The organism is Janthinobacterium sp. LM6 (assembly GCF_002002885.1).
Classification (GTDB): Bacteria; Pseudomonadota; Gammaproteobacteria; order Burkholderiales; family Burkholderiaceae_D; genus Janthinobacterium; species Janthinobacterium kumbetense.
This window is the reverse complement of the sequence record NZ_CP019510.1, coordinates 592,535-618,370: the sequence shown is the minus strand read 5'-3', so window position 1 is coordinate 618,370 and position 25,836 is coordinate 592,535. Positions and strand designations below refer to the sequence as shown.

The following is a 25,836-nucleotide window of genomic DNA, read 5'->3' as shown; positions in this document are numbered from 1 at the left end:
ATGCAACCGATCCACCCAACACGCCCGTTGTCGCGCGCATAGCGCGACTGGCATAGAACGGTAAAAAGTTATCAACATGGCACCTTAGCCGGCCGGTAGTCCTGGCTTTCGCCGGCAAGCCAAGGTCGCACGCAGTACAGCGGGACAGCAATGCCAAGCGGAACCTGTACAGTTGCTCGGTATCGCCGCATCAACTGATCAATTTGAAAACTCTGTCGTATCGAAGGTAAGCGAAGTTATGACCAAAACTAATAAATCGACCCCGGCCGCCAACCAAGACATCCCTCTCATCAGCGAAGACCAAATTCGCGCCATGAGCGAAGATGACTACATGAATCCGGCACAACTGGCATTCTTCAAGGCGCGCCTGCAGCAGCTCGAAAAAGACTTGCTGAAAAACGCCGGCGAAACCACGGAACACTTGCGTGAAACCGTGCTCGTACCGGACCCTGCCGACCGCGCCACCATCGAGGAAGAACATGCGCTGGAACTGCGCACGCGCGACCGCGAACGCAAATTGCTGAAGAAAGTGCAGCAATCGATCGCCAGCATCGACGCCGGCGACTATGGCTGGTGCGAAGAAACGGGCGAGCCTATCGGCATCCCGCGCCTGATCGCCCGTCCGACCGCCACCCTGTCGCTGGAAGCCCAGCAACGGCGCGAACTGAAGCAAAAGCTGTACGGCGACTGATCTCCCTCCCCTTGCGCGGCCGCCCCGGCGGCCCGCGATGGCGAATAAAAAAGCACGCGACCTTCGGTTGCGTGCTTTTTTTTCGTCCCGCGCCGACTACACTGAAGCAGGCACTGCCGCTTGCAATTGCCTTTTCCATCCCCACTTTTGAGGCATGGGCGCGCAATCGCATGGCCTTGCACGCATCGGCACGAATCTTTTGAGGTCACTATGGAACAATTTCACGGCACCACCATCCTCTGCGTCCGGCGCGGCAAGCAAGTCGCCCTGGGCGGCGACGGCCAGGTAACGCTGGGCAACATCGTCATGAAGGGCACGGCCCGCAAAGTGCGTAAGTTGTATCAGGGCAAGGTCCTGGTCGGCTTTGCCGGCGGCACCGCCGACGCTTTTACGCTGCTCGACCGCTTCGAAGGCAAGCTGGAAAAACACCAGGGCAATCTGCTGCGCGCCTCCGTCGAACTGGCCAAGGACTGGCGCACCGACCGCGTGCTGCGCCGCCTGGAAGCGATGCTGCTGGTGGCCGACAGCGAGTCGACCCTGGTCATCACGGGCAATGGCGACGTGCTGGAACCGGAAGACGGCATCGGCGCCATCGGCTCGGGCGGGACCTACGCCCAGTCGGCCGCCAAGGCGCTGCAGGAAAACACGGACCTCTCGCCGGCCGAAGTGGTCAAAAAATCGCTGACCATCGCCGCGGAACTCTGTATTTATACAAATATGTCGCACATCATCGAGACGCTGGACTAAGCGTCCGCGAGCAAAGAAGACAGAAAGCTAACTATGATCATGAACATGACCCCGTCGGAAATCGTCACCGAACTCGACAAGCACGTGGTGGGCCAGGCCAAGGCCAAGCGCGCCGTCGCCATCGCCCTGCGCAACCGCTGGCGCCGCCAGCAGGTGGCCGAGCCCCTGCGCCATGAAATCACGCCCAAGAACATCCTCATGATCGGCCCCACGGGCGTCGGCAAGACGGAAATCGCGCGCCGCCTGGCCAAGCTGGCCGAGGCGCCGTTCATCAAGATCGAAGCGACCAAGTTCACCGAAGTCGGTTATGTAGGCCGCGACGTCGACACCATCATCCGCGACCTGATCGACATCGGCATCAAGCAGACGCGCGCGCTGGAAATGAAGAAGGTGCGCGCACGCGCCGAAGATGCGGCCGAAGACCGCGTGATCGACATCCTCGTGCCGCCGGCGCGCGACTTCGGTTTCACGCCGAATACGGCCGCGGCAGTGGACAGCGGCAGCGGCGACAGCACGCGCCAGACCTTCCGCAAGCGCCTGCGCCAGGGCGAGCTCGATGACAAGGAAATCGAGATCGAACTGGCCGAGGCGGGCCCGCAGATGGAAATCATGGCGCCGCCGGGCATGGAAGAAATGACGGAGCAGATCAAGTCCATGTTTTCGGGCGTGGGCGGGCAGCGCAAGAAGGCGCGCAAGGTCAAGATCCGCGAAGCGTTGAAACTGCTGGTCGAGGAAGAAGCGGCCAAGCTGCTCAACGAAGATGAACTGAAACAGAAGGCCATCCAGAACGTCGAGCAGAACGGCATCGTCTTCCTCGATGAAATCGACAAGATCGCCTCGCGCTCGGAATCGGGCGGCGCCGACGTCTCGCGCGCCGGCGTGCAGCGCGACCTGCTGCCGCTGGTCGAGGGCACGACCGTCAACACGAAATATGGCATGATCCGCACGGACCACATCCTGTTCATCGCCTCGGGCGCGTTCCACCTGTCGAAACCGTCGGACCTGATCCCGGAGCTGCAGGGGCGCTTCCCCATCCGCGTGGAGTTGGAATCGCTGTCGATCTCGGATTTCGAGCGCATTCTGACGAGCACCGACGCCTGCCTGACGATGCAGTACGAAGCCTTGCTGGCGACGGAAAACCTGAAACTGCAATTCGCGCCGGAAGGCATCACGCGCCTGGCGGAAATCGCCTATTCGGTGAACGAGCGCACGGAAAACATCGGCGCGCGCCGCCTGCACACGGTGATGGAAAAGCTGCTGGAAGAAGTGTCGTTTACGGCCAGCGAAGGCAGCAGCAGCACGGAAAACCTGCTGGTGATCGATGCCGCGTATGTCAACGAACGCCTGGAAGCGCTGTCGGTCAACGAGGACCTGTCGCGCTACGTGCTGTAATCAGGGAGGGAACCGATGGCAAACAAGGCATTGGCGACGCGGCAAAAAATGCAGTTCCGCGTCGAACCCTCGCAAAAACCGCGCAACCCGGTCGCCACTGCAGCCCTGCAGCGCGCCGCCGGGGCGCACGTGAAGACCGTGTCCGGCCAGCGCCAGCAGGAAAAACGCCTGCTGGCGAAATTGCTGTTGAAAGTAGACGTCAAAGACTGATCTGGAAATGTCCATGGCAAGGCGCATGGACGAAGACAGTATGAGCAATACGGCGAGGCCGTGCAACGCCGCCATGGGCATTTCAGGCCGCCCGCGGACACCCCTTTCATGGGGCGTCCGCCATCAGGCCACTCTGTGCCGCAGCAGCATCCCCTTAGAAACGGTAGGACGCGCCCAGCGAAAACATGTCGACCTTGGTCGTTTGCTTGCTGTTGTACTTGACGGGCACGCGGTCCCAGTCGAGGTGCAGCGACCAGTTCTGGTTCAGCGCATACGCCGTGCCGATGCCGTAGGTCAGGCCGATCTTGTCCTTCTTGCCCGAACCGCCGCCCAGATAATCGACCTTGCCCTGCGTGTAAGCCGCACCCAGGCGGCCGCTCAGCGTAAATGCGTCAAACTGGTAACCGAGCACGCCCTGCATGCCGAGGCCCGTGAACTTGCCACGGCCAGCGCGCTTGCCGGCTTCCGTGTCGAAGCCGGACTTGACCTCGCCACCCGTGTACCCCACCAGCTCAATCGAAGGCAGGGCCACGCCGCCCTGAAACGGCAGCGCGTCGAAACTGTAACCCACATAGGCCTTGCCATTGCGCTTGCTGCTTTTGTCGCAATCGCTTTGCCCGGCGATGCAATCGAGACCGGTGCTGGCGCGAAAGCCATAGCTGGCGCCCGCATAGAAGGGACCCGGCGCAGGTTCGGCTGCCGAAGCATGCAGAGGAGCGATGGCGGCCAGCGCCAGCAGCGCTGCGGGAAAACGTAATTTGAAGGACATGAATAACCTCTACAAGTGGATGAGTTGCCTGGTTGTAGCGCGCCGTGCGAGCCACAAGCGGGAGTGTCATCTCTTTTGCCGTAAAGTACTATCACCTTGTGCAAAGTGCCATTAAGGGCTACATTCGGTACCGTTACCCGCTACCAAACTTATCAAAAAGGATATCCGTGAGTTCACCCGAACTGGTTTTGCGCGTGCTGCGTACGCAACTGCGCGCCGCCGGCATCACCTATAAAGTGCTGGCCGAACGCATCGGCATGAGCGAATCGAGCGTCAAGCGCATGTTTGGCCAGCACGACATGTCGCTGTCGCGCCTGGCCCTGATCTGCAAGGCCTCGGGCATCGCCATGGAAGACGTGCTGCGCGGCGCGGCCGACATCACGCCGCATGCCGACACGCTCACCCTGGTGCAGGAAAAGTCGCTGGTGGCGCATCCGCGCCTGCTGCTGGTGGCGATCTGCTGCCTGGGCCACTGGAGCCTGGAGCAGGTGGTGGAAACGTATGCGCTGACGCAGGCCGAATGCATCGGCTGCCTGGCCGAGCTGGATCGCCTGGGCTTGATCGAACTCAAGCCGCTGAACCGCTACAGCCTGCGCGTCTCGAACGCCTTCCACTGGCTGGCCGACGGCCCGGTGCAGCAATACTTCCGCGAACACGTGGTGGCCGATTATTTCAGCGGGCATTTTGACGGCGCCGGCGAGACCCTGATGTGCATCCCGGCGCGCCTGTCGCTGTCGAGCGCGCAGGAGCTGGTGCAAAAGATCCGCCAGCTGGCCGAGGAACTGGCGCGCCTGCACCAGAACGACCGCCGCCTGGCGCCCGCCGAGCGCGACGGCTTTACCCTGCTGCTGGGCTTTCGCTCATGGGAATTTGCCGCCTTCACGGCCCTGCGCCGCAGTACGGCGCCCGCCGTCCCGGCGGCACCCTACCAGACCGGCCCCAGGAACAGGTAGAGCGTGCTCTCGCCGCCCTTGGTCGCGCCCGCCGCCACGTACACGGGACCGAAGCGCGTGTCGACGGAGATGAAGGCGCTGCTGGCCTGCGTGAACTTGCTGGCTTTCCAGCGCTCGCTCTGATCGAAGCCGCCGCCCATCTCCAGCGAAAAGCCGGCCCGCACCACGCCGCCCAGGGTGCTGGGCAGGGAACCGATGCGGCGCGCCATCACGAAGCGCGCGAAGGCGATACTGCGTCCTCTCACCGATTCAAATTCCGTGCCGGACAAGCGCAGGAAACCACCGAGATTGAGCGGCGCTTCGTCACGCTGTGAGCGCGCCCATTCGCCATACACGTGACCGGCCCAGTTGCCGCGGCCAAAGGCCTTCAACCCTGTGATGGACGATTGGCCCAGGGCCGCCTCGCCCGCCCCCGTGGTCGTATCGCGCGCCCAGTTGGCCTCAAGCAGGACGCCGCGCGTGGGAAAGCCCGGCGAATCGAGCGTATCGGCGCGGAATCGCACGAACTGCGTGGTGCCCAGCGCGCGCGACTCCGGCTGCGCAGGGTCGGCCGGAATCGCCAGCTTGCCCTTGACTTCCGTACGAGCGACGCCGAACTGCAGATCGCCCCAGGTACCAAACTGGCGTCCCAGCACCAGTGCAGCTGTCTGGCCGTTATAGGCCAGGCGGGCGCTGCGCCGGCCATTGTCGAACAAATCTATCGCCGACGAAGTGTATTGCAACTGCGGCGCGATATACCACGGGTTACCGGCCCCCAGCGGCTGCCAGAACTGCAGGCCATAGCCGCGCGTATTACCGATCTGCGCCGTGCTGCGCAACTCGCCGCCCCAGCTGTTCAGGTTCGAGCGCGCATGCAGCAGCTTCAGGGCGAAATTATTGCTGTCCCTGAAATCGCTGGCCAGCTCCAGGCCCACGCGCAGGCGGTTGCTGGCCCATGGCGCTTCGACGGCCTTGATGGTGACGGCGCGCTGGTCGCCGGCATCGACCACGTCCGTCTCCACGCGCGCCACGTCGCCGCGGCCATACAGCCTGGCCGCGGCCGCGAGCACATCTTCCTGGCTGACCGCCTGCCCTTCCACCAGGCCCGATTGCGCCTGCAGGATGCGCGGATTGATCTCGCCTTCGCTCTCCACGGCCAGGCGCGTGAGCGGCAGGGCCACGTCCAGCAGGGCCGGCGCGGCCAGGCGCAGCTGCTCGCGCGCCGCATACTGCTCCGGCGGCAGGGCCAGCGGCGCCAGGCGGGCGGCCAGGGCCTGCGCCGCCTGCTCGCCGGCACGCATCGCGCGCGCATAGTTTTCAAAGTCGAGGAAACTGACGCCCGTCAAATCCGGCGCCACCAGGATATCCTGCGCCTGCAATTCCTTGAGCGAGCGCTGCACGTTCTGCTCCGTGAGGATTTGCAGCATCTGCTGCGCCACGCCGATGGCGCTGCCCAGGTCTTTTTCCGGCGCCAGCGGCGTGCCCACGTTGACGGCGATGATGATGTCGGCGCCCATGGCACGCGCCATGTCGACGGGCAGGTTGCGCACCAGGCCCCCATCGACCACCAGCCGGTTATTCACGCGCACGGGGGCGAACACGCCCGGCACGGCCAGCGAGGCGCGCATCGACAGGAACAGGGGCGTGTCGACCAGTTCCACCAGCTCGCCATTGACCAGGTCCGACGCCACAGAGCGGAAAGGCAGCGGCAGCTGGCTGGCGGGGCGGTCGCGCATGCCGGCCGGCAACAGCCGGTTCAAGGCCATTTCCAGTGCCGCATTGCTGGCCGCGGCCGGCGGCGTGGAAATGCCATCGCGGCTTACGCCAAATTCGATGCGCGACGGCAGCAACAAATCTTCCTCGCGGCGGCGGAACGCCAGTTCGTCGCGCGGCGGCCGGTCGGCCACCACGCGCGCCCAGTTGGTCTCGCGCGCCATCTTTTCCAGGTCCGCCACGGAAGCGCCGGCCGCATACGCGCCGCCCACCACGCCGCCCATGCTGGTGCCGACCACCATATCGATCGGCACATGCAGCTCCTGCAGCACTTTCAAGACGCCGATATGCGCCAGGCCGCGCGCGCCGCCGCCCGACAGCACCAGGGCGATGCGCGGACGCGCCGCGACGGGCGCGGGAACGCCCGGCGCGGCAACGGAGGCAGAGGCAGTGGCGGCGGCGGGGACATCGGCGGCGGCAGCCGGCGCCAAGGCGCACAGCGCCGCCACGCAGCCCGCCAGGGCGGCACGAATCGAGAACATGAAGACTCCTGTGGCGATGGCGGCATGGCGCCATCGGCAAAATACGATAAAAACAGCGTTAATTCGGCGGCGGCACGCTGCTCACTTGCGGCGCCGGCATCATGGTGGCCGGCCGCTGCTGCTCCATCGGCAGCGGCGGCGGCACCAGGTTCGTGGCCGGCGCAGGGGCCGCGGCCGGCGTCGGGGTGGCGGACACCTGCCCCGGCAAGGCCAGCGCCTTGTCGTCGGCCACCAGGTCGATGCGCTTGCTCACGCCGCCGTCGCGCAGCAGCACGTGGCGCGCATGCACTTCCAGCACCGTCACGCCGGGCACCACTTCGGCGCCTTCCGGCAAGGCCACGGAGGGCTTGCCGTCGGTCGAGATGATGGCCACGCTGCCGCGGCCATTGCCGGAGGCGACCACGCCCTTGAGCTGGTAGTTGCTGGCCGTGGCCACGCTGACCTGGCCGCCGAACAGCGAGGCGCCCGCCTCCACGCTGGCATCCTGCACCACCGGATTGGGGGGCGGATTGATGGGACGCTGCGGCGCCTTGAACAGCTGCATGGCCCAGTAGGCCAGCGACACGGACAGCGCCACGACGGCGAGCAAACTTACAAGTTGTGGCAAACGCTTCATGGTTTCCTTGATATTTCTCTTAACGCACCAGCTGATTAATCTCGATAATCGGCATCAGCACGGCCAGCACGATCAGCAGCACCACCACGCCCATCGCCAGGATCAGGGCCGGTTCCAGCAGGCCGGCAATGGTCAGGGTGCGGCGTTCCAGGTCCTGCTCCTGCGCGCTGGCGGCGCGTTCCAGCATGGCCGGCAGCTCGCCCGTGATTTCGCCGGCGCGTATCATGTGGATCAGCATGGGCGGAAAGTGCTTTTGCGCCGACAGCGCGCGCGCCAGGCTGACGCCCTCGCGCACGGCGCCGCTGGCGTCAGCCACCAGTTCCTGCATCGCCACGTTGGTCAAGGTGTCGCGGCTGGTGTCGAGCGCACGCAGGATCGGCACGCCGGAACCCGTGGTGATGGCCAGGGTGCTGGCAAAGCGCGCCGTGTTCAGGCTGCGCTCGAATTTCCCATACAGGGGCGCCGTCAGCAGCCAGGTATGCCAGCGCCGCTTCAGCGCCGGCTGCTGCAGCGCGCGCCGCCAGGCGAACCAGGCGCCAATCAGGACAATGCCCACCACGATGCCATAGTTGCGCACGAAGTCCGACAGCGCCAGCATGATCACCGTCAACATGGGCAGCTTCTGCTTGGTATTGGCGAATACGGAGACGATCTGCGGCACCACATAGGTGAGCAGGAAAATGACGATGGAAAACGCCACCACCGTGACGATGGCCGGATACGTGAATGCCAGCTTGACCTTCTGCACCAGCGCATTGCGCCGCTCGATGTAGTCGGCCAGGCGCGAGAGCACGCGCGACAAATGGCCGATCTGTTCGCCCGACGCCACCAGCGCCCGGTAAATTTCCGCGAAATCGCGCGGATGGCGCGCCAGTACGTCGGAAAACGCGGCGCCGCCGATCACTTCCGAGCGGATCGAGGCGATCAAATCGCGCAGATACGGCCGCTCGGCCTGTTCCAGCAGCGCGGAAAAGGCCTGCTCCAGCGGCAGGCCCGCTTCCAGCAAACTGGCCAGCTGGCGCGTAAACAGGGCCAGCTCGGTGCTCGACAGGCGCTCGCCGAAGCCGCGCCGTTTTGTCACGCCGGCGGCGTCGACCTGCGCGGCGATCGGCTCGACGGCCAGCGGCACCAGGCCTTGCACGCGCAGCTCGGCGCGCGCGGAACGGGGACTGTCGGCATTGAGCACGCCCTTGCGGGTGGCGCCTTGCGCGTCGACGGCTTCATAGCGGAATGCGGGCATGGTGGCGGGCCTAGTCTTTGGTCACGCGCAGCAATTCAGCCTGCGTGGTGGTGCCGTCGCGCAGCCAGCGTTCGCCGTCGTCGCGCATGCTCGTCATGCCGTCCTGCAGGGCCACGGCGCGCACTTCCGCTTCCGACGCGCGGTTGTGGATCTGCGCGCGGATCTGTTCCGTCGTGCGCAGCAGTTCATATACGCCGACGCGGCCCTGGTAGCCCGTCTGGCCGCAATGCTCGCAGCCGACCGCCTGCCAGTACTGGCCATCGAAGGTCTTGCACGAACCGCACAATTTACGCACCAGGCGCTGCGCCAGCACCCCCAGCAGCGACGACGACAGCAGGAACGGCTCGATGCCCATGTCGAGCAGGCGCGTGACGGCCGCCGACGCGTCATTGGTGTGCAGGGTCGCCAGCACCAGATGGCCCGTCAGCGACGCCTGCACGGCGATCTGCGCCGTTTCCAGGTCGCGGATCTCGCCGATCATGATCACATCGGGATCTTGCCGCAAAATCGCCCGCAGCGCCTTGGCAAATGTCATGTCGATGCGTGGATTGACCTGCGTCTGGCCCACGCCGGCCAGGTCGTACTCGATCGGGTCTTCCACCGTCAGGATGTTCGTCGTCGTCGCGTTGAGCATCGACAGCGCCGCGTATAAAGTCGTCGTCTTGCCCGAGCCGGTGGGACCCGTGACGAGCACGATGCCGTGCGGCTGCGTGATCAGGCCGTCGAACTGCCCCAGCATGGGCGCGCTCATGCCCAGGTGCTGCAGGTCGAGGCGGCCCGCTTCCTTGTCCAGCAAACGCAGCACGGCCCGTTCGCCATGCCCGGTGGGCAGGGTCGAGACGCGCACGTCGACGGGTTTTCCGCCCACGCGCAGGGTGATGCGGCCGTCCTGCGGCAGGCGCTTTTCGGCGATGTCGAGCTGCGCCATGATCTTGATGCGCGAAATCAGCGAACCGTGGATGGCTTTGCGGGGGCGCACCACGTCGCGCAGGCTGCCGTCGATACGGAAGCGCACGACGGAGGTCTGCTCGAACGGCTCGATGTGGATGTCGGACGCGCCTTCGCGCAGCGCCTGCGTCAGCAAGGCGTTGATCATGCGGATGACGGGCGCGTCGTCGGACGATTCGAGCAAATCCTCGATGGCAGGCACGTCCTGCAGCAGCTTGGTCAAATCCAGGTCGGCGTCGAATTCATCGGCCATCTGCGACGCGTCGCCGCCGCCGCCCGCATAGGCGCCGGCAATGGCCGCATCGAGGTCGCCGCGCGGCAGCACCGTCAATTGAATCTGGCCGAAACGGCGCGACACTTCGGCAATCGCCGCCGGCGCCGTCGATGCGGCCACCAGCACCTCGACGGGGGCGCCGTCGACGGCGCCGGGCCGGGCCAGCAAGCCGAAATCGCGCGCGTAGGCGTAGGGAAGCAGATTACTCATGACTGTCCCATCACTTCTGCGGCTGCTGCGGCTGTTGCTGATACTGCTGCAGCAGCGACTGCGGCGGCGTGGCCGCGTTGGCCGGCGCGCCTGGCGGCGGCACCGGCGCCGGCGGCACGGGGCGCGTCACCATGCTGCCGCCCACCGGCTGGCCATCCTGCAGGGCCGGCAGCACCGGCGTGCCCAGGTCTTTCAGCATCAGGTTGCCCGACGCCGGCACGGCGGCCGTCTCGGCCGAACGCATGTAGTCGTAGCGGTCGGCGGCCAGGCTGCCGCTCTGCTCCTTGTTGCGCACGATCACAGGGCGCAGGAAGATCATCAGATTGGTTTTCTTGCGCTCGCGCGTCTGGTACTTGAACAGGTTGCCGATCAGGGGAATGTCGCCCAGGCCGCGCACCTTCTCCGCGTTGTCGCCCGTGCTGTCCTCGATCAAACCGCCCAGGACGATGATCTGGCCATCGTCGGCCAGCACATTGTTTTCGATCACGCGGTTGTTGATGGTGATGCCGCTGACGGCCGTCGACGTGGATTTGTCCACGCTCGATGTCTCGTGATAGATGCCCAGTTTGATCGTGCCGCCTTCGGAAATCTGCGGGCGCACCTTCAGGGTCAGGCCCACTTCCTTGCGGTCGATGGTCTGGAACGGGTTCGTGTTGGTGCCGGCCGTGCTGGTGTACTGGCCCGTCAGGATAGGCACGTTCTGGCCCACCTTGATGGTCGCCAGCTCGTTGTCCAGGGTGATCAGGTTCGGCGTCGACAGGATGTTCGCGTTGCCGTCCGATTCCAGCGCATGCGCCACGGCGCCCAGGCCCAGCGCGCCGTTGATCTGCTTGAAGATGCCCAGCGTCAGGCCGCCCGTCGGCAGCACCTTGCCGCCGCCCAGCGCCAGCTTGGCGATATTGTTGTCGGTGCCGCCGGCGAACGACTGCAGCGCGCCCACGCGGTAGCTGCTGCTGCTGTCGCCTGACAGCCCCAGCCACTGCACGCCGAACTCGGAGGCCTTGGCCGACGTCACTTCGACGATCAGCGCCTCGATGTAGACCTGGGCGCGGCGCACGTCGAGCTGGTCGATCACGGCGCGCAGGTTGCGGTAGACAGCCTCGTTGCACGTCAGGATCAGGGTATTGGTGGAAGCGTCGGCCTGGATGAAGCCTGCCGCGCCGCCCGAGGACAGCTGCTGCGGCCCGTTGCTCAGCGAAGCCCCGCCCGTGGTGCCGCTTTGCGTATTGCCGCCCAGGCCAGTGGTGTTCATGCCGCCGCCCTGGTTGTTCTGGTTGTTCGTATTCAGACTGTTGTTGCCCGGCTGCTGCGCCGAAGCGGCCGTGCCGTCCGACGTCACCACCGAACGCAGGGTTTGCGCCAGCTTGGTGGCGTCCGCATTTTTGAGGTACACCACGTGCACGTTGCCCAGCTGCGTGGTGGGCTGGTCCAGCTTGGAAATGAGCGACTTGGCCAGGTTGGCGCGCGCCGCCGACGGCGCGCGCAGCACCAGCGAATTGGTGCGCGGGTCGGCCAGCACGGACACCTTGCCCGCGTCGGCCCCTGCGGCGCCGCCCGCATTCCCGCCTTCCATCAGCTTATTCACCATCGAGGCCAGGTCGGAAGCGATGGCATAGCGCACGGGGATCACGTCCAGGTCCGTCGAGGCGGGCACGTCGAGCGCGGCGATGATCTTCGCCAGGCGCTTGAGGTTATCCGCGTAGTCGGTGATCACCAGCGAGTTGTTGCCCGGGTTGGCGTTGATCGTGTTGTTTGGCGAAATCAAAGGGCGCAGCACGGCCAGCAGGTTGGCCGACGATTCGTAGTTCAGGTAAAACACCTGGGTGGCGATCTGGTCGCCCTTCACCTGGCTGGCGCCGTTGCCCACCTGGGTCGGCACGGATTGCAGCTTGGCGTCCGCTTCCGGCACCACTTTCGCGTAGCCGTCGCCGGAAACCACCGCATAGCCCTGCAGGCGCAGCGCGGAAGCCAGCAGCCCGAAGGCTTGCGTCTTGCTGATCGATTTTTCCGACACCAGGGTGATCGTGCCCTTGACGCGCGGGTCGATGACGAAATTGATGTTGGTGTAATGGCCCACGGCCTTGATCACCGATTCGATGTCGGCGCCGACGAAATTGAGCGCCGCTTCATCGCCGGGCGCGGCCCAGACGGGCGCCGGCATGCCGGCCACGGAACAGCACAGCAAGGCGGCAGCCGACAGACGGCGCAGCGAGAAGGAGGAGGTAATTGGGCTCACGGATGGTTTTTTCATTGTCTGAACTCTAAGGCGATGATGTTTTTTTCGCTATTGCTACGGCGCTGTCCCAGCAAATTCAACAAACTCGCCAAGGTCTCTTCATATCCTGCTGCGGCCTGGGCCTGGCCGGAAAACTGCATGCGCCCCTGATTCAGGCTGCCGCTGCCGTCGAGCAGCAGCGGTCCCTTGATGGAGCGCAAGGTCAACGTCGCCTGCTGCCCCTGCCAATCGAAATCAAGCTCGTAACTGCCCAGCGGACGCAGGGACGACAGGCGCGACGCCATGTCCGTCATCTGCAGGGTGGTGCGGCCGACGGCGGAAAACTGCCGCTGTTCCAACGCCAGTTCCAGCGTGCTCCACGACAGGCGCATGCTGCCCGTCGGCGCCACGGTATTTAACGGTGCACCGAGGCCGCCCAGGCCATCGGCCGGCAGCAGCAGGGCCGCCGGGCTGACCTGCCAGTGCGACCACGAGCCGCGCAGGTTGACCGGCTGCGACAGCGCCTGCGGGTTCTGCAGCTCCACGTCCGCCGCGCCCCACAGCACGGACGGCGAAATGCGCCAGCTGAAACGCCCCGGCAGCAGCGGCGTCACGGCGCCGTTCGCGCTGGCCGCCCCGCCGATAAAGGCCGAGCCGCGCCACAGGGTACCTTGCGCGTCGCCCAAGGTCAAACGCCCGCCCGTCTGCTTTTCCACGAGACTGGCCACCCAGCCGGCCGGGAAAAACACCAGCAGGGTGACGCAGACGCTGACGATGATGGCCAGCAGCCAGCCTAGCAGGCGCATCATCGCGCCGCGCCCGGGCTCTGGTGCAGGGTCAGGCTGGCGTCGACCAGGCCCGCCTTGCCTTGCGCCGTGATCTTCGCTTCCTGCACGGCGATGCGGCCTTCACGGCGCAAGCCGTCGAGCCACAGCATGACGCTGGCAAACGGCACGCCGTTCAGCTGCACGCGCGCATATTCCCCCGTCAGCGACAGCGATTGCGGCGTCAGGCCGCGCGCTTTCAGCGAAGAGTCGATGCTGTCACGGCTCATCGGCGCCACCTGCACCGGTGCCTGGCGCGCCAGGTCCCCCGCTTCGCGCGCCAGCGCCTGCAGCTGGGCCGCGTTCTGGCGCAGCTCGGGCAAGCTCTTTTGCAAGGCGATGCGGCCCGTCCAGGCCGGCTCGAAGAATACGGCGTAGACGAGGGCCAGCCCCGCCACCACGCCGCCGATGCTCAAGAGCTTGCGCTCCTGCGGCGTGCGCTCGGCCCAGAAGGCCTGCACGGCCTGCTGCTGCCCCGCCCACGCGGCGCGTGCCTTGTTCACTGCTGCACTCATGTTTTTGCTCCCGTGGCCGACGTGATCTTCCACACGCCCGGCGCCGTTTCATTCAAGGCCAGCTTGCGCGCGGCCAGGCCGTCGCGCACCTGCGCCTGGGCGCTGGCGTCGACCATGTCCGGTTTCAGCCGGACGATCAGGCTGCGCTCGCGGTATTCCAGCGACGCCACCACGCCGCGCCCGGCCAGGCCGCCCAGCGCCTCGCCCAGCGCCGCGCTCATGCTCGTAAAATCATCCATGCTCGCTTGCCCGCCCTGCAGGCGGGCGGCGGCGATATTGCGCCGCATCTGCTCCGCTTCCAGGCCATACACGGGCGCTTCGTTCGGATACGCGGCCTTGAAGGTTTGCTGCATCGAGGTGCGCACGGTGGCGGCCTCGCGCTTCAGGCGCATCCATTCGATATTCATGCCGGCCAGGTTGACGATCACGGCCAGCAGCGCCAGGCGCAACGGCCAGCGCCAGCGGCGCCATTCGGTGGCCGAACCCGTCGCCGTGCCCAGGGCGGCGGCCAGGTCCAGTCCCGCGCCCCTGGCGCCGGCGATCCAGTGCGCCCAGTGATCCGGTTCCACCGTCACGCCGTCCATGCCGGCGGCCAGTTGTTGATATTGCGCAAGCTCGGCCTGCGCCACGTAGACCGTCAGGGGCACGTCGCCGGCAAAGGCGCGCGTCGTCAGCAGCGCTTGCTGCGGCTGGGCCGGCAAGACCAGGCCCAGGCCCTCTTGCGGCGCCTGGCGCAAGGCCAGTTCCAGGCCATCGCCGCTGGCCTGCAGGGCGGCCGTCACGCTGCCCGGCTGCAAGGGCAGGCACAGCTGCGACGGCAGCAGCGCCACCTTGCGCGCGCCCTGCGCCAGCAAAGCCTTGACGAGTACCTCGGCCCAGGCGCGCTGCGCCACGGCCACCGTGCGCATGCCGGCAGCATCGGGCGCGCCGGCGGCCAGCAGGCAATCCTGGGCGTCGCCGAGGATGTGTTCTTCCACCAGTCCCGGCAAGGCCGCGCGCAAGCGGGCACCGGCCAGCGGCGGCATTTTCAGGCGCAGCAGGGTCACGTCGGCCGCCGCCAGCAGCAGCACCACCTGCTTCGCGCCGGCGATCAGCTGGCCCAGGCTGCCCAGCGGCGCGCTGCCCTGCTGCAACAGGGCGCCGCCGTCGCCGGCCAGCACGAAGGAGCAGGCCGGCGCGCTGTCGGTGGAGGCCTTGGCCGGGTGACGGATATACAATATTGTCAAAGTGACTCGCTTTCAGCTGTTAATTTTCCCGCAACCAGACCAGGCTGGTGGTGCGCTGCGGATCCGTTTTTCGATTGATGAGCGCCACGGCATCGAGCGCGGCACGGTCCAGCCGCACGCGGATGACGGTAAGGAAATAGCGGCTCTTCACATCGAGTTCCACGCCTTCAATCAGTGCAGCATTAATATTATTCTGGAAATTTAACTTATCGACAAACTTTTTGCGCGGATTGCTCAAAGTCAGGGCGCTGGCCTCGGACAGCGACATCATCGTCACGGCTGCCAGCACCTCGGCCGGGGCCGTGTTCACGTTGACCCCCGTGATCTCGGGCAAGATGATGACGACATCGCGCAGCTGCTCGACCATCTGCGGCGTATAGCCGGGCACGGCCAGCAAATCCTCGACTTGCGTGAACGCCACCGGCTCGCTGCTGCCACCCGTGGCGGGCGTGGCAGCGGGCGTCTTGCCGTCGGTGCCGCTGGCGGTGCGCGGCTTCGGCCGCGCGCGCAGCACGGCATCGGCCGTCGCTTGCGCCAGGCCGCTGTCGAGCTTCATGTTGGACAATAAACGCTGGTAGGCCAGCACCTGCTTCGGATTGATGGCGCCCGTGGCGTCGACCAGGTTGGTGATATTAAAACGCGCCTGCGCGTCGAGCGCGCGGCCCGAGACGGTGGCGTCGAATTTTTCCGTGTCGACCTTTTCGCGGTCCACGTAATCGTCGAGGCGCGCTTCCTCGATGGGCGTGGCCCACACGCCGTCGGCCGCCGTCAGCATGGGATTGTCCTGGCGCAACCAGAAGCGGGCGAAGTCGACCATGCCGCGCATGGCCCACTGCGTCTGCAGGCGCAGGCGCTGGTTTTCCATCGAGCGCACCTGCACCTGCTGCTGCCAGAACAGGCTGGCGACGACGGTGATGGCCAGCGCCGTCAGCAGCAAGGCCGTGATGACGGCCACGCCGCGCTGGCGCGAGGGGAACTTGATGCGTGTCATCCCGGCCCCAATAAAAAGACTTTGGACAGGCCCGCGTCCTGGCCCGGCATTTGCAAGGTCACTTCCAGGCCCGGCACCTGGGTGGAGATGGTGGCGCCGGCCGTCAGCACGTTCCAGGCGCCATTGCTCCAGCCGCGCATGACCATGCTGTCGACGCCGCGCATCAGCGTCACGTCGGCGCTAGAGGTATCGGTATCGTCGCGCGCCGCCTGCCACAGGGTGTCGAGCACGGCCAGGTCGCGCGTGCCGTTCGACTCGCGCCGCGTCAGCACGCCGCCGCGCAGCCGGTAAGTGACCACTTGCAACTGCTGCGGCTCCTGTTCCGAGGCGGCCAGGCGCACCAGGGTCAGGCGGTCATTTTCCGCCGACAGGTTGATGCGGCCGTTCAGCAGGGTATTGCTCTGGCCGGCGCCGGCCAGGTGGTCGCAATCGCTCTGCATCTGGGCAAACGCCAGCTGCATGCCGCGCGCCTGCTCCAGCTGGCTGGTCAGCACTTCGCGCGAGCGCATGATGCTGTCCAGGCCGCGCCAGCCCAGCACGGCGACCATGGCCAGGATGCCGATCGCCACGAGCAGCTCGATCAGGGTGAAACCCGCGGCAGGGACAGGGCGGCGCGCCATCAGTCGTTAAAAGAAAGCAAGACCAGGCGCACGATGCGCCGGGCCGGGTACTGCGCGTCATAGACGTTGACGCGCACTTGCCGGATGCGGGGATTCGGCGTGGCCACCACTTCCTCCTCGCAAATGAGTTTTAAATCGCCCTGCGGGCAATCGACCGTGCGCTTGCCCGTCTGCGGAAAGGTTTTTGCCAGGCGCAGCCGCACCAGGTGGTTTTCCGCCGACCAGGTGGCCATCATGGCGCTGCGCAAGCCGTCGCTGTTCTGCGTCAGGCTGCCGACGGCGCGCAGCGAGGCGCCCAGGGCCGTGCCGACGATGACGAGGGCGACCAGGACTTCCAGCAAAGTGAAGCCGCGCTGGCGGCCATGACGTGGGAGCCGCATCATTGCTCGACCGTGAAGTGGCCGATGCCGTCGGCCCGGATGGCCACGCTGCGCTCGCCGCTGGCCAGGGTCAGGACAAAAGGCTTGTCGACCGGTTCGCGGCCGAAGATGATGCGCAGCGGCTGGGCCACGCTGTTCGAGGGCTGCACGCTGAGCAGCATGGGCGTGTTGGCAAACGCGCGTTCGCGCAGCAAATCATCCTGCGTCACGGGTTGCCACAGCTTTTCATTGAGTACCAGGAAACGGTATTGATTTTCGTCAGCCTCGAACGCCACCTGCCGGCTGCGCACGATGGCTTCATCGCGCGCCAGCTGCAGCAGCAGGGCGATGCGTTCGGCTTCCTTTTGCAGCGCCTGCTGGCCATTCGGCATGGCGTTCAGCGACACCAGGCCCAGGGTCACGCCGATGATGACCATCACCACCAGCAATTCGATCAGCGTAAAGCCGCTGGCGCGTGGCCGGGGCGGTGCGCGACCGGTGGTCATGGCTGGCATGCAATGGAAAACTTACAGTTCCCAGGAACCGATATCGGCATCGTCGCCGCTACCGCCAGGCTGACCGTCGGCACCCAGCGAAATGATGTCGACTTCGCCTTTCACGCCCGGCGACAGGAACTGGTACGGGTTGCCCCATGGGTCCTTCGGCATTTTTTCCAGGTAACCGCCCGCTTTCCAGCCATTCGCGGCCGGTCCCGTGGTCGGCTTCTCGATCAGCGCCTGCAAACCCTGTTCCGTGGTCGGGTAGCGCTGGTTATCCAGGCGATACAGTTTCAAGGCTTGCATCACGGTAGCGATATCGACTTTCGCCGCCGCCACTTTCGACTCGCCCGTGCGGGCGATCAGCTTGGGCACCACCAGCGACGCGAGGATACCCATGATCACCACCACGACCATGATTTCGATCAAAGTGAAGCCGCGCGCGCGGCGCTGGCGTATCGGATGGTTTGCTGCGTTTTGCATAGGAAAGAGAGAAGAAGGTGAGTAATGAGTGCAGAGTATAAAGCGGAAATATGACAAAGCCTGTCATATAGGGAAAAATTTGTGCGGAGGCTGTCAGGCCGGCAAGACCACTTCGCCGCAAACGGCGCAGCCGGGGTCGCGCGCGACGCGCATGCTGCTCCATTCCATGTGCAAGCCGTCGAGCAGCAGCAGCCGTCCGGCCAGCGATTCTCCCGCGCCCATGATCAGTTTCAAGGCCTCGGCCGCCTGCATGGCGCCCACCACGCCCACCAGCGGCGCGAACACGCCCATGCTCGAGCACGCCTCGTCCGTGAACTGCTGCTCCTGCGGAAACAGGCAGGAATAGCACGGTTGCGTGCCCGTGCGCGGGTCGAACACGCTCACTTGCCCGTCGAAACGGATCACGGCGCCCGACACCAGCGGCACCTTGGCCGCCACGCAGGCGCGGTTGACGGCGTGGCGCGTGGCGAAGTTGTCGGTGCAGTCGAGCACCACCGTACTGGATAAGACCAGTTCGGCCAGGCGCGCGCCGTCGAGGCGCTCCTGCAAGGCGATGATGGCAATCTCGGGATTGATCCCGGTCAAGGTTTCGCGCGCCGACAGCACTTTCGGCTGGCCCACGCGCTGCGTGGTGTGGGCGATCTGGCGCTGCAGATTGGTCAGGTCGACCGTGTCGTCATCGACCAGGGTCAGCTTGCCGACGCCGCTGGCGGCCAGGTACATGGCCGCGGGCGAGCCGAGTCCGCCCGCGCCGATCACCAGCACATGCGCGTCGAGCAAGGCTTGCTGGCCTTCGATGCCGATCTGGTCCAGCAGGATATGGCGCGAATAGCGCAGCAGCTGATTGTCGTTCATGGCGGCGACTACGGTTTTTGCACAGGAATCTTCTTGTCGTCGGCCTTGATGTCGGAAGCGATTTCCGGCTTGGCGCCGATCTTCTCCACCTTCGCATCGGCCTTGGCCAGCTGCACCGGCAAGCCCTGGAAGTGGTTCAAGGCTTGCTGCAACTGGAAATCGTCCTTGGCGCCGTATTCGAGCGGCTTGCGCTTTTTCGCCGTGGCGATCAAGCGCTGCTCTTCTTCCAGCTGATCCTGCATGCCTTCCATCGTCGGCTTGGCCGCTTCCGGCTTGCCGTCGTTGCTGCTCAAGTGTTTTTCCAGGTCCGCCTCGCGGATGCGCAGGCTGTTCCAGCCATCGCCTTCGGCCGTTTCATCGACCAGCAAGTCGGGCACGATGCCGCGCGCCTGGATGGCCCGGCCTTTCGGCGTGTAGTAGCGGGCCGTCGTCAGCTTGACGGCCGTGTCGGCCGTGATCTGGCGCAAGGTTTGTACGGAACCCTTGCCGAAGGTCTGCGTGCCGATGACGGTGGCGCGCTGGTAATCCTGCAGGGCGCCGGCGACGATTTCCGAGGCGGACGCGGAACCGGCATTGACCAGCACCACCAGCGGCACGGTTTTCAGGGCGGCCGGCAGCTTGGCCAGCGGGTCGGCCCTGGCGCCGGGCGCGGCATAGAATTCGCGGCGGCCATAAAACACCTGTTTCGACTCGGGCAACTGGCCCTTGGTGGAAACGATCACGGAATTGCCCGGAAGAAATGCTGTCGCCACACCGATGGCGCCCGGCACGACGCCACCGGGATCGTTGCGCAAGTCCAGCACCAGGCCCTTGAGCTTGGGGTCTTGCGCATACAGCGCGTTGATCTTTTTGACCATGTCATCGACGGTCGGTTCCTGGAACTGGGCGATGCGCAGCCAGGCATAGCCGGGCGCGACCATCTTGGCCTTCACGCTTTGCACGCGGATTTCCTCGCGCACGATGGGGAAGACCAGCGGCTTGCTTTCGCCCTTGCGCGACATCGTCAGCACCAGCTTGGTGCCCGGCTGGCCGCGCATCTTCTTGATGACCTCCTCCAGCTGCAAGCCTTTCAGCGGGATGTTGTCGAGGCGGGTGATCAGGTCGCCCGCCAGGATGCCGGCCTTGGCGGCAGGGCTGTCCTCGATGGGCGAGACGACTTTTACGTAGCCGTCTTCCATGCTCACTTCGATGCCGATGCCGACAAACTTGCCCTGCACGCTTTCGCGCATTTCCTTGAAGGCATTCTTATCCAGATACACGGAATGCGGGTCCAGCGACGAGACCATGCCGGAAATGGCTTCCGTCAAGAGTTTCTTGTCTTCCACCTTCTCGACGTAATCGGACTTGATCAGGCCGAAGACGTCGGACAACTGGCGCAGCTCGTCGAGCGGCAGCGGGGCATTCGTGATTTTTTGCGCCACGGCCGGGAACTGCAGCGACATGCCGATGCCGGCCAGGACGCCCAGACCGATCAGGCCGATACTTTTGACTTTGATACCCATGTATTCTTCGCAATCTACAAATTCGCTGCCGCAGCAATGGTGGGAACTGAATTAAAACTTCACCCAGGTGGCGGGGTCGAAGGCGCGGCCCTGATGACGCAATTCAAAGTATAGCCCCGATTCCTCGTTGCCGCCGCTGTTGCCCGCGCTGGCAATGGCGTCGCCGCCCTTGACGGCATCACCCACGCGTTTCAGCAAGGACTGGTTATTGCCATAAATACTCATGTACTGGCCGCCGTGGTCGACGATGATCAAATTGCCGAAACCGCGCAGCCAGTCGGAAAACACGACCCTGCCGCCGGCGATGGCGTGGATTTCGCTGCCTTCGCCCGTGCGGATGAACACGCCCTTCCAGCTGGGGCCGTCACCGCGCTTGCTGCCGAAACGGGCCGCGATCTTGCCCGCCACGGGCGCGCGCAGCTGCCCTTTCATGCTGGCAAAGGCGCCGGCCGGCGCGGCCGGGCCCAGGCTCGGACGTTCCGGCTCCGGTTCCGGCTTGGGTTCCGGTTTCGGCGTCACCTTCGCCACTTGCGGCGGCTCGTCGTCATCGATCGGTTCCAGTTTCACGGGCGGCGGTGGCGGCGTCTGCGGCTTGATCTTGCCCGATTTGTTTTGTTGCTCTTTTGCAAGACGTTCGCGTTCGGCCTGCGCCTGGGCGGCCTTGGCGCGCGCGGCCAGCAGGCGTTCGCGTTTTTCCGCCGCGATCTTGGCGTCGGCGGCCGCTTTGGCGGCGGCGCGTTGCTCGGCCAGCAACTGCTGGCGTTTCTTTTCGGCCGCGGCGGCGGCGGCCTGCTCTTCGATCAGTTTTGCCAGCTTGTCGACCAGGTTGCCCATGCGCTGCTCGTCGCGCTCGACATTGCCCACTTCCTTGCGCTGCGCCACCAGGCGCTGCGACAAGCTCGTCAGCAAGGCGGCGCGGCGCGCCTTCTCCTGCACCAGCAGGGCCTTCTGGTCGCGCTCTTCCTGCGCGATTTCTTCCAGCTCATCCTTGGCGTTCTGCACGTCCGCCTGGTTTTTCTCCACGGCAAGCAAGTTGGCGCGCAAGGCTTCCAGCAGGCGCGCCTGCGCCTGCGACACATACGCCATCAGTTGCAAGTCGCGGTTGATGCGGTTCGGGTTATCGCCCGACAAGAGCAGCTTGATACGGTCTTCGTTGCCGGCGACATATTGTTCACGCAGCAACTTTGACAGCTGCGTCTTCTGTTTCTCGACGGTGGCCGTCAATTGCTGGTGCTCTTGCCCCAGCGCATTGAGTTTCACGCCCGTCTCGCTTTGCTCCTGCGCCAGGTCGCGCAAGGCGCGGTTGGCGTTGGAAATGGCCTCTTCCGACTCGGCCAGGGTATCGGCCGCGTCATCCTTGGCGCTTTCCGTGCGGCTGATGTCGCGCTTGAGTGCCGTCAGCTTTTGTTGCAATCCAGCACGTTGTGCTTCCGCGGCCGCCTTCTGCTTGCTGCGTTCGGTGGGCTTGGCGCCCTGCGCGGCACCGCTGGAAAGCAGCAGCGCCAGGCACAGCATGGCGCCGGCGCGCCACGCCGGCAGGGGTCGTTCAGCAGAGGGGGCGATGGCTGTGCCGCGGAAGAAAGACGACAAGTTACTTGGCCTTCCCTTGGTTCGCCACGGCAGCTTGCGCTGCCGCAATCGCTGCCGGGTCGCCCAGGTAGTAATGACGGATCGGTTTCAGGTCGGCGTCCAGTTCATACACGAGCGGCTGGCCGTTCGGGATGTTCAGGCCGACGATGTCGCTGTCGCTGATGCCGTCGAGCATCTTGATCAGCGCGCGCAAGCTGTTGCCGTGGGCCGAAATGATGATTTTCTTGCCGGCGCGGATGGCCGGGGCGATTTCCTCGTCCCAGGCCGGCATCACGCGCGCCACGGTGTCTTTCAGGCATTCGGTCAGCGGGATAGCCGCTTGCGGCAAGCCGGCATAGCGCGGATCGTTGAACGAGGCGCGGTCATCGTTCGCTTCCAGCGGCGGCGGCGGGGTGTCGTAGCTGCGGCGCCATACCAATACTTGCTCGTCGCCATACTTGGCGGCTGTCTCGCCCTTGTCCAGACCTTGCAGGGCGCCGTAGTGGCGCTCGTTCAAGCGCCAGTCGTTCTTGATCGGCAAATACATCATGTCCATCTCGTCGAGCGCCAGCCACAGGGTGCGGATGGCGCGCTTCAGGACGGAAGTGTAGGCCACGTCGAACGTAAAACCTTCCTGCTTGAGGATCTGGCCGGCGGCCCTGGCTTCGTTGACGCCCTTTTCCGTCAGATCGACGTCGGTCCAGCCGGTGAAGCGGTTATCGAGGTTCCAGGTGGACTCGCCGTGACGCATGAAAACGATTTTGTACATAGTTCTATCTTCTCAAGGGGTTCAAATCAAAAAAGCAAAACGTAAAAAGACCTCGTCCAGCTTCTATTTTATAATGCGCGGATTGACTTAAACCATTGGACCCTACGTGAAATTCATTATCGACCACATTTTTCTGTTTGCCATCGTCATTATTTCCGGCGGCGCCCTCCTCTGGCCACTGCTGTCGATGCGCGGCAAGCGCGCGACCGTGCTGGAAGTCACGCAACTGATCAACCGTGGCAAGACTGTCATCGTCGACGTGCGCAACGCGGAAGAATTCGCCACGGGCCACTTGCCTGAGGCAAAAAATATTCCGCTGCCGGAACTGGCAAAACGCCTGGGCGAGCTGGAAAAATTCAAAACGCGCCCCATTGTAGTGGTTTGCCAGAAAGGTTCGCGTTCGGCAACCGCCGTCGGCCTGCTGGGCAAAGCCGGTTTCGCTGAGGCAACGAGCCTGGAAGGCGGCCTCGACGAATGGAAAAAGCAGGGTTTGCCATTGAAAACCCTGTCGCTGGCGAAATAAGCCGGCATTTAACTAGAAGGAATCATCATGACCGTCCCCGTAATTGTGTATAGCACCGCCGTGTGCCCGTATTGCGTGCGCGCCGAGCGCCTGTTGGAAGCCAAGGGCGTCGCCGTGCAAAAGATCCGCGTCGACCTCGACCCGGAAGAGCGCATCAAGATGATGGAACGCACGGGCCGCCGCACGGTGCCGCAGATCTATGTGGGCGATACCCACGTGGGCGGATTCGACGATTTGTATGCGCTCGATCAAGCTGGCAAGCTGGACCCCTTGTTAAATGGCACGGCAGCCTGATATAAAGCGGGTTCGAGAAATTGCTTGGTTTTTTGTCGTATTGTTTTGATACAATTGCCCTCGCACCTGATCTGGCCGCGCCTATCCGGCGCGGTTTGAATACCGCAAGCACCATATTTGAACGGTGTGCCGTTCTTGTCCTTTACAACGAAAGCGTTCCATGTCTGACGAAAATCTGCAACCAGTCTTCCAAATCCAACGCGTCTACCTGAAAGACATGTCGCTGGAACAACCAAATTCCCCAGCTATTTTCCTGGAACAAGAAGCACCAGCGATCGAAGTGGCTCTGGACGTGGGCGCTGCGCCTCTGGCCGACGGCATCTTCGAAGCCACCGTGACCATCACCGTCACCGCCAAAGTCGGCGAAAAAGTCGCTTTCCTGGTTGAAGGCAAGCAAGCCGGTATCTTCGAAGCACGCAACATTCCTGCTGATCAACTCGATCCGCTGCTGGGAATCGGCTGCCCGAACATCATCTACCCTTACCTGCGCGCCAACATCGCCGACGTGATCACCCGTGCCGGCTTCCCGCCAGTGCACCTGGCCGAGATCAACTTCGAAGTGTTCTACCAACAACGTCTGCAAGCTATTGCTGACGCCGCTGCAGCTGCCCCGGCAGCCGACGCGACGACGCACTAAGCTTCAGGCAAGACCCCGCCGGCCGTCAAGGCTGGCCTGACACGGCGGCCTGGCCGCCGTGTTTCGTTAAGGTTCAAAAATATCATGTTGAAAAGTGCGCTCTTGAGCAAGTTCCGCTGGATGGCCGGCGCCGTGCTGCTGCTGGCGACCGCCGCCAGCCACGCCGTCGATTTCAAAACGGTGGGAGCAAATCCCGTGATCCTGTACGACGCGCCATCCGCCAAGGGCGGCAAGCTGTACGTGGCGCCACGCGGCATGCCGCTGGAAATCGTGCTCAGCTACGGCGAATGGGTCAAGGTACGCGACGCCAGCGGCGAAATGGCCTGGACGGAAGCCAAGGGCCTGTCCGCCAAGCGCAACGTCGTGGCGCGCGCCGCGAACCTCAAGGTTCGCGCCAGCCCCGACGACAACGCTTCGCCCATCATCCTCGTCGACAAGGGCGTGCTGCTGGAAATGAGCGAGCAGCCGAGCTCCAACTGGGTCAAGGTGCGCCACAAGGATGGCCAGAGCGGCTACGTCAAGACCAGCGAAGTGTGGGGCCTGTAAGCACCGCCAGATTCATCCGGGCAGCGGCCAGCCGCGCCGTGCCCCTCCCCCTGCCAGACTGAGGTCGCATGCAAGTTTCTCCCGATACATCTCCCGCCGCCACGGCGCTCCCCCGCAAGATCACCATCCTCGGCGCCGGCGCCTGGGGCACGGCCGTGGCCATGGCCCTGGCCGGCCGCCACGACGTGCTGCTGTGGGGCCGCAACGGCGACGCCATGGCCGCCATGGCCGCCAGCGGCGAAAACAGCTATTTGCCGGGCTTCCCCTTGCCGCCGCAACTGCGCATCAGCGCCGATTTCGACGCCGCCGTCGCGCATGCCGGTGGCGAACACGGCATCCTGATCGCCGCCTGCCCCGTGGCGGGCTTGCGGCCCATGCTGCAGCAATTGAAAGACAAGGCCATCGGCAACCTGGTGTGGCTGTGCAAAGGCTTTGAAGGCGGCACGGGCTTGCTGCCGCACCAGATCGTGCGGGAAGTGCTGGGAGACAACATCCCCGGCGGCGCCCTGTCCGGCCCCTCGTTCGCCCAGGAAGTGGCGCGCGGCTTGCCGTGCGCGCTGACCATCGCCTCGCACAGCGCGGCCTTGCGCGGCGCCGTCGTCTCGGCCTTGCATGGCGGCACCATCCGCGTGTATGCGAGCGATGACCTGGTGGGCGTGGAAGTGGGCGGCGCCGTCAAGAACGTGCTGGCGATCGCCACCGGCGTGGCCGACGGCCTGGGCCTGGGCTTGAATGCGCGCGCCGCGCTGATCACGCGTGGCCTGGCGGAAATCACGCGCCTGGGCACGGCCCTGGGTGGCCAGACGGAAACGTTCATGGGCTTGACGGGCATGGGCGACTTGATTCTGACCTGCACGGGCGACCTGTCCCGCAACCGCCGCGTCGGCCTGGGCCTGGCGCAAGGCAAGGCGCTGGCCACCATCGTGGCCGAACTCGGCCATGTGGCCGAAGGCGTGCCGTGCGCCAAGGCCGTGCGCGAACTGGCGCGCCGCATGGGCGTCGAGATGCCGATCACCAACGCGGTGGCCGGCGTGCTGTTCGACGGCGATTTGCCGCACGTGATGGTGCAGCAGCTGCTGTCGCGCGATCCGCGCGCCGAGGCGGCTTGAGAATCAACCGGGTGGCGC

28 protein-coding genes are annotated in these 25,836 nt (G+C 64.9%); 10 read left to right on the top strand and 18 right to left on the bottom strand.

Features of this window, described 5'->3' with window-relative positions:
- Positions 1-238: 238 nt before the first annotated feature.
- The 4 genes from dksA to BZG29_RS02710 all read left to right on the top strand — a co-directional run bounded on the left by dksA (position 239) and on the right by BZG29_RS02710 (position 3,040).
- Positions 239-691 (top strand): RNA polymerase-binding protein DksA, encoded by a 453-nt coding sequence (gene dksA / locus BZG29_RS02725; protein WP_034753066.1) that lies wholly within the window; start codon positions 239-241, stop codon positions 689-691.
- Between the two features lie 210 nt (positions 692-901).
- Complete coding sequence (gene hslV, locus BZG29_RS02720; protein ID WP_010394217.1) at positions 902-1,438, top strand: ATP-dependent protease subunit HslV; 537 nt, start codon at positions 902-904, stop codon at positions 1,436-1,438.
- Between the two features lie 39 nt (positions 1,439-1,477).
- Positions 1,478-2,830, top strand: coding sequence for an ATP-dependent protease ATPase subunit HslU (gene hslU, locus BZG29_RS02715; protein WP_077408928.1), 1,353 nt, complete (start codon positions 1,478-1,480; stop codon positions 2,828-2,830).
- Between the two features lie 15 nt (positions 2,831-2,845).
- The gene (locus BZG29_RS02710) at positions 2,846-3,040 is read left to right on the top strand and encodes a hypothetical protein (RefSeq protein ID WP_077398720.1); all 195 of its coding nucleotides are present in this window, start codon (positions 2,846-2,848) and stop codon (positions 3,038-3,040) included.
- A 154-nt stretch (positions 3,041-3,194) separates the two neighbouring features.
- On the opposite strand, the gene BZG29_RS02705 is transcribed toward BZG29_RS02710, so the two are convergent.
- The gene (locus tag BZG29_RS02705; RefSeq protein WP_077398716.1) at positions 3,195-3,809 is read right to left on the bottom strand and encodes an outer membrane beta-barrel protein; all 615 of its coding nucleotides are present in this window, start codon (positions 3,807-3,809) and stop codon (positions 3,195-3,197) included.
- Between the two features lie 167 nt (positions 3,810-3,976).
- Between BZG29_RS02705 and BZG29_RS02700 the strand changes: the two genes are divergently transcribed.
- On the top strand, positions 3,977-4,762 hold the full coding sequence (locus BZG29_RS02700) for a helix-turn-helix transcriptional regulator (protein WP_253192763.1): 786 nt from the start codon (positions 3,977-3,979) through the stop codon (positions 4,760-4,762).
- Here BZG29_RS02700 and BZG29_RS02695 read toward each other — a convergent pair.
- The 17 genes from BZG29_RS02695 to gpmA all read right to left on the bottom strand — a co-directional run bounded on the left by BZG29_RS02695 (position 4,735) and on the right by gpmA (position 22,709).
- A complete protein-coding gene (locus BZG29_RS02695) occupies positions 4,735-6,996 on the bottom strand; it encodes a patatin-like phospholipase family protein (protein ID WP_077398714.1) in 2,262 nt (753 codons plus the stop codon). The two genes, BZG29_RS02700 and BZG29_RS02695, sit on opposite strands and share 28 nt — an antisense overlap.
- A gap of 58 nt (positions 6,997-7,054) precedes the next feature.
- Entirely contained in the window at positions 7,055-7,612 is a 558-nt protein-coding gene (locus BZG29_RS02690; RefSeq protein WP_077398712.1) for a type II secretion system protein N, read from the bottom strand.
- Positions 7,613-7,631: 19 nt separating this feature from the next.
- Positions 7,632-8,852: a type II secretion system inner membrane protein GspF gene (gene gspF / locus BZG29_RS02685; protein ID WP_077398710.1), complete on the bottom strand. Its 1,221-nt coding sequence runs from the start codon at positions 8,850-8,852 to the stop codon at positions 7,632-7,634.
- Between the two features lie 10 nt (positions 8,853-8,862).
- Positions 8,863-10,284 (bottom strand): type II secretion system ATPase GspE, encoded by a 1,422-nt coding sequence (gspE, locus tag BZG29_RS02680; protein WP_077398708.1) that lies wholly within the window; start codon positions 10,282-10,284, stop codon positions 8,863-8,865.
- A gap of 10 nt (positions 10,285-10,294) precedes the next feature.
- Complete coding sequence (gene gspD / locus BZG29_RS02675) at positions 10,295-12,535, bottom strand: type II secretion system secretin GspD (protein ID WP_077398706.1); 2,241 nt, start codon at positions 12,533-12,535, stop codon at positions 10,295-10,297.
- A complete protein-coding gene (locus BZG29_RS02670) occupies positions 12,532-13,308 on the bottom strand; it encodes a type II secretion system protein N (RefSeq protein WP_077398704.1) in 777 nt (258 codons plus the stop codon). The genes gspD and BZG29_RS02670 overlap by 4 nt, the downstream gene beginning before the upstream one ends.
- The gene (locus tag BZG29_RS02665; RefSeq protein ID WP_077398702.1) at positions 13,305-13,838 is read right to left on the bottom strand and encodes a type II secretion system protein GspM; all 534 of its coding nucleotides are present in this window, start codon (positions 13,836-13,838) and stop codon (positions 13,305-13,307) included. The genes BZG29_RS02670 and BZG29_RS02665 overlap by 4 nt, the downstream gene beginning before the upstream one ends.
- Complete coding sequence (gene gspL, locus BZG29_RS02660; protein WP_253192762.1) at positions 13,835-15,064, bottom strand: type II secretion system protein GspL; 1,230 nt, start codon at positions 15,062-15,064, stop codon at positions 13,835-13,837. Before gspL ends, BZG29_RS02665 begins: the two co-directional genes overlap by 4 nt.
- 19 nt (positions 15,065-15,083) lie before the next feature.
- On the bottom strand, positions 15,084-16,055 hold the full coding sequence (gene gspK, locus BZG29_RS02655; RefSeq protein ID WP_077398698.1) for a type II secretion system minor pseudopilin GspK: 972 nt from the start codon (positions 16,053-16,055) through the stop codon (positions 15,084-15,086).
- A complete protein-coding gene (locus BZG29_RS02650; RefSeq protein WP_077398696.1) occupies positions 16,052-16,675 on the bottom strand; it encodes a type II secretion system protein J in 624 nt (207 codons plus the stop codon). The genes gspK and BZG29_RS02650 overlap by 4 nt, the downstream gene beginning before the upstream one ends.
- Positions 16,675-17,058 (bottom strand): type II secretion system minor pseudopilin GspI, encoded by a 384-nt coding sequence (gene gspI / locus BZG29_RS02645; RefSeq protein WP_034783570.1) that lies wholly within the window; start codon positions 17,056-17,058, stop codon positions 16,675-16,677. The genes BZG29_RS02650 and gspI overlap by 1 nt, the downstream gene beginning before the upstream one ends.
- The gene (locus tag BZG29_RS02640) at positions 17,055-17,549 is read right to left on the bottom strand and encodes a GspH/FimT family pseudopilin (RefSeq protein ID WP_051959291.1); all 495 of its coding nucleotides are present in this window, start codon (positions 17,547-17,549) and stop codon (positions 17,055-17,057) included. The genes gspI and BZG29_RS02640 overlap by 4 nt, the downstream gene beginning before the upstream one ends.
- Positions 17,550-17,561: 12 nt before the next feature.
- A complete protein-coding gene (gene gspG / locus BZG29_RS02635; RefSeq protein ID WP_035823835.1) occupies positions 17,562-18,014 on the bottom strand; it encodes a type II secretion system major pseudopilin GspG in 453 nt (150 codons plus the stop codon).
- Between the two features lie 93 nt (positions 18,015-18,107).
- Positions 18,108-18,869, bottom strand: coding sequence for a molybdopterin-synthase adenylyltransferase MoeB (moeB, locus tag BZG29_RS02630; RefSeq protein WP_077398694.1), 762 nt, complete (start codon positions 18,867-18,869; stop codon positions 18,108-18,110).
- Between the two features lie 8 nt (positions 18,870-18,877).
- A complete protein-coding gene (locus tag BZG29_RS02625) occupies positions 18,878-20,371 on the bottom strand; it encodes a S41 family peptidase (RefSeq protein WP_077398692.1) in 1,494 nt (497 codons plus the stop codon).
- A gap of 51 nt (positions 20,372-20,422) precedes the next feature.
- A complete protein-coding gene (locus BZG29_RS02620) occupies positions 20,423-21,886 on the bottom strand; it encodes a peptidoglycan DD-metalloendopeptidase family protein (RefSeq protein ID WP_077398690.1) in 1,464 nt (487 codons plus the stop codon).
- 76 nt (positions 21,887-21,962) lie between these two features.
- Positions 21,963-22,709: a 2,3-diphosphoglycerate-dependent phosphoglycerate mutase gene (gene gpmA, locus BZG29_RS02615; RefSeq protein WP_077398688.1), complete on the bottom strand. Its 747-nt coding sequence runs from the start codon at positions 22,707-22,709 to the stop codon at positions 21,963-21,965.
- A 106-nt stretch (positions 22,710-22,815) separates the two neighbouring features.
- On the opposite strand from gpmA, the gene BZG29_RS02610 reads away from it, so the two are divergent.
- The 5 genes from BZG29_RS02610 (at position 22,816) to BZG29_RS02590 (ending at position 25,818) form a co-directional block, all read left to right on the top strand.
- Positions 22,816-23,232, top strand: coding sequence for a rhodanese-like domain-containing protein (locus BZG29_RS02610; RefSeq protein WP_077398686.1), 417 nt, complete (start codon positions 22,816-22,818; stop codon positions 23,230-23,232).
- Between the two features lie 27 nt (positions 23,233-23,259).
- Positions 23,260-23,526 carry a glutaredoxin 3 gene (gene grxC / locus BZG29_RS02605; protein WP_070220900.1) on the top strand — a complete coding sequence of 89 codons (267 nt, stop codon included), beginning with the start codon at positions 23,260-23,262 and terminating at the stop codon, positions 23,524-23,526.
- Positions 23,527-23,686: 160 nt separating this feature from the next.
- Positions 23,687-24,163, top strand: coding sequence for a protein-export chaperone SecB (gene secB / locus BZG29_RS02600; protein ID WP_077398684.1), 477 nt, complete (start codon positions 23,687-23,689; stop codon positions 24,161-24,163).
- 84 nt (positions 24,164-24,247) lie between these two features.
- Positions 24,248-24,709: an SH3 domain-containing protein gene (locus BZG29_RS02595; RefSeq protein WP_077398682.1), complete on the top strand. Its 462-nt coding sequence runs from the start codon at positions 24,248-24,250 to the stop codon at positions 24,707-24,709.
- Positions 24,710-24,777: 68 nt separating this feature from the next.
- Positions 24,778-25,818, top strand: coding sequence for an NAD(P)H-dependent glycerol-3-phosphate dehydrogenase (locus BZG29_RS02590; RefSeq protein WP_077398680.1), 1,041 nt, complete (start codon positions 24,778-24,780; stop codon positions 25,816-25,818).
- The last annotated feature ends 18 nt before the right edge of the window (positions 25,819-25,836 follow it).